We start from the raw sequence: 6,892 nt of genomic DNA on the forward strand, positions 1-6,892 counted from the left end.
GCAATAATAAAAAGAATGAAAGATTGTTGATATACCAAAATATGGGGATTTTGGAGAGAGAGGTTACCTATAAATAAGCATATTTGTTATATACAACATTTTTCCGGGTCGTTTTTTCCCGTTGTAAAAGAGAAAAGAAGAGAAGGTGCCGGTTGAAGATTGCACTGAAAATAGGGTAGGGATAAAGCTCGTCAATACGGAGAGTGAATTGGAAAAAAGAGGAAGGAAGTGGCAAAAGGGCTGTTCTTTTGTCTCTTCCGGTTTTAAAAAGGAGGAGGAATATTTTAAAAGTTTGCTAACCGGTGTATCGTCCAGGTTTTACAGACATTTTTTATTTTAACGATCGGATAGGAGGGGTACAATTTTTCTTTTTTACAGATACCTGAATTGCTATTTATCGCTGGGCTTTTGTTGTATTTTATCGGTCATAAACGGATTATATTGTTGTTTGAACCCAGTCTGTTTTTCTGATTCTGGAACCGATCAGGGCATAATAAAGCATGACCAGTTCACAAATTACGACTAAAATCCAGGTGTATTGCCAGCTGCCCAGGGTATCTGCCATTACTCCCTGTAAAAAAGGGAATACGGCCCCGCCAAATACTCCCATCATAAATACTCCGGAAGCTTTAGACGTATATTTGTTTAATCCTGTGATGGCTAATGTAAAGATACAGCCCCACATGACCGAATGGAATAGTCCGACGGTAACCAGTACCCACAAATTATTGGTAATAATAGCTATTACGGTAAAGGAGGCTGCCAGAATAGTCGTTACGGTTAATTGTACGCGGGGGGAGATGTGTTTAAGATAACTGGAAACGATACGTCCGACCATCAGTCCTCCCCAATAAAGAGTCGCTAATAAGGCGGGCATTCCGAAGTCTATTCCCCCGATGACGATATGTTGCATCCCGAAAAAAGATAAGGTTTGTCCTGAGGTTTCCATTTCCAGGGCATTCAAATTAACATTTACGCCAATGGATACTTCTGCTCCTACATAAAAGAAAATGGCAATTACGCCTAAAGTGAGGTGACGGAATGACCAGATACTGCGTTCGAGTTTTTCCCCTTTCTCTGCCTTGGTGTGCATAACGTCCGGTAAATAAAGCCTTTGGGTGATAAATGCCGTAAACCCGATAAAAGCAGCTAAAATCAGGAAAGGAATCATGAGTTGTTTTACTTGCACTTCCTCTATTGCCAGTCCGCCGAACATTACACCCGTTACAAAAAACGGAGCAATGGTCGTACCGAAAGAATTGAATGCACAGACAATATTCATCCGTTGTACAGGTTGGGTTCCTTTTACTTCGTAGGCAGCTACATAGGGATTAATGACTACCTGTAACAGGGTGGCAGAAGTTCCCATCAGATAAGAGCCCAGGAGAAAAATAAAATAGCCGTAAGGAATATGGGCTCCGGCAATCAGAACGTTCAAACCTTCGTAACGCACCGTGAACCAGGACGAAAAGAAAAATACGGTCAGTCCGCCGACCATAACCAGTAAACCCCGGATCAGCGTTTTTTTATAACCGAATTTATTGATCCATTTATAGCCCAGCGTTCCGTTTAAAAGATAAGCTAAAAAGAAACTGAATGAGATTAACGTGATAAATGTATTTTTCAGTTCTCCGGCATGCATGAGGAAAGCAATTTTCAAGGGAGCCTGACACTGACCGTTTACAGTGGTCAGAAATCCTACCAGAAAATAAATGAATATCAGGACAATAAACGGCCCCAGCTTGTTTTGCTGTGTTGTATCCATACTGATTTTATTCTAAAATGGTTTCCAGCGTTTGTAATACACCTTTTTCTTTAATGTCAGCAACCATCCGGAGATAATTTGTCACGAAGCGTTCGTCCGCTGACAGTTGGGTACTTTCAAAGGGAGAAATGGATAGAAAAGTCAACGGATTTTCCTGATTGATTTGTGCCCAATCTGTTTCAGTTAACCAGGGATCGTTCACTTTATAAGTATTCCCTTTATCGTCTTGCTGGTATTTTAAGTAATGCCGGTAAGCAGCAGTGAAAAAACTTACCCGTGTCAGGTCTGCTTTATCCCCTATCATCCGGATGAGATTTGGCATGATATATACCGGGATTTTAGAGGCTCCGTCGTAACATAACCTGCTTAGCTGATCGCTGACAGAACGGTTTCCGAAACGTTCCATTAAGGTTCGTTTATAAAGACCTAAATCGGTATGCCCCGGTGCGGGAACGTAAGGAGTAATATCTATATCCATAAATTGCTGCAGATAAAGGGTAAACCGTTTGTCGCGTACGGCATCGTCCACTTTCCGGTAACCGGCCAGAAAAGCCGGGTAGGCAAGCATAGAATGGGAGGCGTTGAGCAAACTGAGTTTCATATTTTCGTAAGCAGATACATCGTTTGTAAATTCTACTCCTACTTTTTCCCAGTCCGGCCTTCCGGCGATGAAATGATCTTCAATGACCCATTGTATAAAGTCTTCACAATAGACCGGAGCAGCGTCTTCTACTCCGTTGCGTTGGTTGAGCCGCTGAATATCGGCAGGTGTAACGGCCGGGGTAATCCGGTCGACCATACAATTGGGAAAGGAGACATGGGTCTTTACCCAATTGGCCAGCTGACGATCCTGAGCCGCAATAAATGAACTGAACGCTTTCTGAGCAGTCCTTCCGTTATGTTGTAAATTATCACAGGATAGAATAGTAATGGGACCTTGTCCGTTTTTCATCCTTTTCCGTAATCCTGCTGCAACGAAACCGAAAACGGTTTGAGGCGTGCCGGGATTTTTAAGATCATGCTGAATACCAGGCGTCTCTAATATAAAATTTCCGTTAGCCTTGTCTAAATTATAGCCTCCTTCTGTAATCGTTAACGTGATGATTTTAATTTCCGGCTTAGCTATTTTAGAAATGACGGCTTCCGGATTTTCTATTCCCCATATCAACTCTTTGAGTGAGCCGATTTCGTAAGCTGTATCCCGGTTGTCCCGTCCGCAGACGGTGAGGGTATAAAGGTTGTCTTGCCGTTTTAAAGCCCGGTAAAGATGTTCATCTGCAGGTAATAATGCTACTCCGCAAATGCCCCATTCCTGTTGTGCAGGATCGGCTAAAAGCAGGTTCGTATAATATTCTTCATGTGCCCGGTGGAAGTTTCCTACCCCGATGTGTACGATCCCCGTTTTTATTTTAGAGCGGTCATAATTGTAAGAGATAACGTTTGCGTGCTGATGCTGAATAAGAGTTTCCATAATGTTCGGTTTTAATCTATTGTACGTATTTCAGAAAAGAAATGTCAGTAATGAGAATATGAATTGTTGAATCTTGTTTTCAGATAAAGAATTAGGGTAAAAATTATGTTTTATTTCTGCAGTTTTTTGTCTTTTGCAGAAGCAAATGTAGATTTCTGATTGTTTTTTTGGGAAATTATGATTTATAAAATAAAGCAAACGTTTTCTCTGCCAGTCTTATAATCAGGTCAGTACCATTTGTAAAATTGGTATCCATTTTTATCTTCCTTAAAAAGGACTAAGACATTTTTATGTTTTGGAGTAAGAATGTTTATTCAGAAACAAAATTAATCCTTTTCCGTTTATTTCTTTGAACATAAAACAAAAAATAATGGAGCTGACAACCCGGAATCCATATTGGTTACTGAAAAATGGTTATTGTCATTCTTATCCTTCTTTGCAAGAAAATATACAGACAGATATTGTCGTTATGGGAGGTGGAATTACGGGTGCATTAGTGACTTACCGACTGGTAAATGCCGGTTGGAAAGTGGTTGTTATCGACAAACGGAATATTGGTATGGGTAGTACTTCTGCCAGTACAGCCCTTTTACAATATGAAATAGATACTCCTCTGGGGGAATTGATGGAAAAAGTGGGTGAAAAAAGAGCTACCGATAGTTATCTGGCTTGTTATCGTTCTATTGATGAACTGGAAGAAATGATCCGGACAGAAAATTTCCGGGTCGGATTTAAAAAACGATGCAGCCTGCAATATGCTTCTTTTGAAAAAGATGCCGTTAAACTGGAAAAAGAAGCGGAACTCCGGAATAAAATAGGTATATCGGTGGAATTGTTTGAGAGAGCGGAAATAGAAGAAAAATTTAAGCTAAAGGCTCCTAAAGCCATTTTTTCCAAACAAGCAGCTCAATTCGATCCTTATTTATTGACACATGCAATCTTTCAGAAAGGAGATGAAAACCTGCGGGTATTTGACCGTACAAAAGTGGCGGATATTCAGCCGGGAAAGTCCAGGATTGTTTTGAAAACGGATACCGGTAAAAAAATTACGGCTCGCTACCTTGTCGTGGCAGCCGGTTATGAATCTCAACACTATATTCCTTACCGGGTAGTAGATTTATTAACTACATATGCTATTATCAGTGAACCGATGTCTGTTAGCGATGTCTGGTATAAAAATGCTTTGATTTGGGAAACAAAAACTCCTTATTTATATATGCGTACTACTTCTGATTCCAGGGTTATCGTTGGGGGCCGGGATGACGAGAGGAATGATAGCCGGAAAAGAAAGAAACGGCTTCCCCGTAAGGCTGTTAAATTAGCCGAAGATTTTCATAAATTGATGCCGCATTTATCTTTTCATACAGATTTCGCTTGGGCCGGTACATTCGGTTCAACAACGGATTCTCTTCCCTATGTCGGCTCTATCCGGCAGATGCCCCGTACTTTTTTTGCTTTGGGATTCGGCGGAAATGGAATTACCTTTAGCGTATTGGCTGCAGATATTTTGTGTACAATTTTAAAAGGAAAAGAACATCCCCTTCAGGAAACGTTTGCCTTTGATCGGTAAAATTCCGGTTTTTAGTACAAGGATATTTAATAAATAGCTAATAATAATTGAACCATCTGGGTTTTATGCAGAGACCGAAACGGAGCATACATTTATATTTACGGTATTCAAGTAAATTTTCACCGTATCCCTGATAAAATTGGATAAATAAATATTGATTGTCCTGTTTTCGCAATTTGTAGTTAAACTCAGTAATCGTATTGAAATTGATAAACTTGTTACGGGGATAAAGAATAAGGGAACACCATAAACGTTCATCCGCACTTTGATAATTGATCGCCAGCAGACCGTATCCCTTGTAACGGAGTAGTTTAGGATTTTCATTTTTATCTACCCAGCCTGCCCAAACTTTGGTTTCAGCACTAAAACGCATGTTGAAAAAATGAGTGAAGGAAAACGAAAAATAATTCCAATCCCGGGAATCAATAGAATCCCTTCCGTTGGATTCGTGTTCAAAAGAAAAAATAGCGATTCCCTTTAACCGGTTATTGCGAATAATGGGTTTGCCGATACTGAGGCCCGGATTGAAGTTATTATCCCGGAAAGGCAGCGAAGTACGGTAAATATCCCAGAAAGATTTTTGAGTATAGGTAACATATAAAAAAGTATTAAAAGGTAAAATACTTTTAGTGAGTCTTTGCCGGATACTGATTTGAAACTTTGCATCTGCTGTTTTGTGATTAATTTGCTGATTTACCGGAATACCGGTGGTAAAATAATTGTCCCGGAAAATTCCAAAACTTGGCTCTTCATCAAAAAGTTTTAAGGCATCTTTTTCGTCTATTTGTAAATATACTTTTTCTGATACGATATGCGCTAAGGAATCCCTTTGTTCCTCCATTCTTTTTTTTTCAGTATTTTGAGCTAATGACGCATTATTCAGTCCTATAAAACAGAGTAAGAGAATCCCTACGAGCGTATATATATTCTTCATGCCTTGGTTTTTAATATAGTATAGAGAGGAACAGGCTCAAATTTTGTCCGGTAAACTTATTTTTTATTCACAAACGCTCATCCCTTTTATTTATTCTTTCTTTTATTTTTCCCCAGGCTGGTGTATTGAATAAACAACTATCTTTCATCGTATAATACATCTCTTTGAAACGGGACATGGGTATTGTATAACTCAATAAGTTTGGTTCGAACCAGGGGCGTACAGAAGGATCGAAAAAACCGATAAACGTACTTTTCCCGTTTTTGCGGTTTTCTATAATCGTTCGGGTAACTACAGCGCAACACCCTGATCCAAACGGAGCAACCACTGTTTCTTTATCGTTATTATCGAAATAAGCCCAGGTGGTCAGACCGGAGAGTATATCCGGAGTTGCTAAAAATAAAATTCCTTCTGCCTGCTGAAAATCGCTTATCTGATCCAAACGGGCGAAGTGCAGAAATTTTCCCGTTGCCAGGGGGACATTTAAATCCTGTATGTAATCCACTACCAGTTCAGGAGTTTGTTTATATTTTTCTTTAACGGATACAAAATGGGGAATGTGTTCCGGCATACCGGAAAACCCCGTATAGAATTTTCCTCCTCCACATCCAATAGTGCCGGCATCTAAACTAATGATTTTTCCGTCACGGACCTCTTTTAAACCTTTAAAAAAGCATCCTCCGATTTTTTCGGTTTGCTCTATAGGCATATCGGAATACCAGAATGCAATAGGTAGTTCGGCTTTCTCCCCAAAAGCTTCCCTATAATTCTCAATAAATGTTCTAATCTCCATTTTTTTTCGTTTTTTACACATTAGGGACGTGCCCTAATGTGTAATTTTTATATCATTCCTTTATATGTGTTTAATTATCTGTTACTTATTTGTACAAGATAAAATGTCTGAATACTTAGAATTAAAAAGCTTAATATAAAAAATGTTATTTTTATGATAATAGAGTTTTTGATTCTCATTTGACAAATTTAATTGAAAAATTGGTAATCGCGCTTTTTAAATTGAAAATTACATTTTCTGCTTTATGAAATAAAGGAATGATTGCACAGGAGATTTTTGATATTAAAGCTGACAAATGGGGGAGATTGCGAAAAAAAGATAGAAAATTACACATTAGGGCACGTCCCTAATGTGTAAAT

The 6,892-nt window shown here is 39.1% G+C and carries 5 protein-coding genes; 1 reads left to right on the forward strand and 4 read right to left on the reverse strand.

Translation table 11 applies throughout. The features are described from left to right. Window positions 1-436: 436 nt before the first annotated feature. Window positions 437-1,765: an MFS transporter gene (locus tag Q0465_RS11330; protein ID WP_298616312.1), complete on the reverse strand. Its 1,329-nt coding sequence runs from the start codon at window positions 1,763-1,765 to the stop codon at window positions 437-439. Window positions 1,766-1,772: 7 nt separating this feature from the next. Continuing rightward, entirely contained in the window at window positions 1,773-3,236 is a 1,464-nt protein-coding gene (locus tag Q0465_RS11335) for a mannitol dehydrogenase family protein (RefSeq protein ID WP_298616314.1), read from the reverse strand. Window positions 3,237-3,606: 370 nt separating this feature from the next. Here Q0465_RS11335 and Q0465_RS11340 point away from each other — a divergent pair, with 370 nt between their 5' ends. Next, window positions 3,607-4,806, forward strand: a complete 1,200-nt coding sequence (locus tag Q0465_RS11340) for an FAD-binding oxidoreductase (RefSeq protein ID WP_298616316.1) — start codon at window positions 3,607-3,609, stop codon at window positions 4,804-4,806. 37 nt (window positions 4,807-4,843) lie between these two features. Here Q0465_RS11340 and Q0465_RS11345 read toward each other — a convergent pair whose 3' ends face one another. Continuing rightward, entirely contained in the window at window positions 4,844-5,740 is an 897-nt protein-coding gene (locus Q0465_RS11345; RefSeq protein ID WP_298616319.1) for a phospholipase A, read from the reverse strand. Window positions 5,741-5,807: 67 nt separating this feature from the next. Next, a complete protein-coding gene (locus Q0465_RS11350; RefSeq protein WP_298616322.1) occupies window positions 5,808-6,533 on the reverse strand; it encodes a DUF169 domain-containing protein in 726 nt (241 codons plus the stop codon). Between the last annotated feature and the right edge of the window lie 359 nt (window positions 6,534-6,892).

This window comes from uncultured Odoribacter sp. (genome assembly GCF_937966165.1).
GTDB lineage: Bacteria > Bacteroidota > Bacteroidia > Bacteroidales > Marinifilaceae > Culturomica.

What these genes read in the sequence shown, in the direction of transcription:
- Q0465_RS11330 (WP_298616312.1), bottom strand. Translation starts at nt 1,765, where the DNA reads ATGGATACAACACAGCAAAACAAGCTGGGGCCGTTTATTGTCCTGATA.
- Q0465_RS11335 (WP_298616314.1), bottom strand. Translation starts at nt 3,236, where the DNA reads ATGGAAACTCTTATTCAGCATCAGCACGCAAACGTTATCTCTTACAAT.
- Q0465_RS11340 (WP_298616316.1), top strand. Translation starts at nt 3,607, where the DNA reads ATGGAGCTGACAACCCGGAATCCATATTGGTTACTGAAAAATGGTTAT.
- Q0465_RS11345 (WP_298616319.1), bottom strand. Translation starts at nt 5,740, where the DNA reads ATGAAGAATATATATACGCTCGTAGGGATTCTCTTACTCTGTTTTATA.
- Q0465_RS11350 (WP_298616322.1), bottom strand. Translation starts at nt 6,533, where the DNA reads ATGGAGATTAGAACATTTATTGAGAATTATAGGGAAGCTTTTGGGGAG.